At 51.1% G+C, this 513-nt stretch carries 1 protein-coding gene and 1 pseudogene; both read left to right on the forward strand.

Going from position 1 to position 513, the window contains the following annotated elements:
- Positions 1–330 (forward strand): annotated as a pseudogene (locus R7190_RS30925) (phage holin family protein); the annotation flags it as partial.
- Positions 275–513, forward strand: a 239-nt coding sequence (locus R7190_RS30930; protein WP_318138350.1) for a hypothetical protein, incomplete at its 3' end; no start/stop codon positions are given. The pseudogene R7190_RS30925 and the gene R7190_RS30930, both read left to right, overlap by 56 nt.

Raw genomic sequence — 513 nt, forward strand, 5'->3', positions numbered from 1 at the left:
TTGTTTTTGCTAGAGATGAAAGTCAACGTGGCGGCTGCGCGCCAAATCGTGATGTTCAGCATCATTTTTACGCTGCTGTCGGTTCTGTTTATCTTCAGTGTGTGTTTGGCTGCGGGTGTAGTGACGTACCACTTTACCGCTCAACTACTGCTAAGTGTTGGCGTGTTTATTGTGTCGTTAGGTCTAGCGCTAGTTGGGTTGGCGTGGTGGCAGAAGCGGCTGACGCACTTCCTTGGTTTCAAAAATACAACCGACCAATTGCAGGAGGGCTGGCATGCGTTCTCTAACCAAACTCGACCGAGCCATGCAGATAAAACGCATCGAGGGTAAAGCGGCTTTGGAGCAATGCTTGCTGGATAAGCAAACCCTCAAATTTACCTCGAACCGATTCGTGCAAGAAAACCCATGGACAGCGCTTGGGCTGAGCGCTTTTGCCGCGATTGCTGTTGCGAAAGCTGGGCGACTGTCTCGCGTCACGTCATCTCTCTCCTCCATCAGTTTGCTGCTCAATGG

Source organism: Vibrio sp. 1078-1, assembly GCF_033340475.1.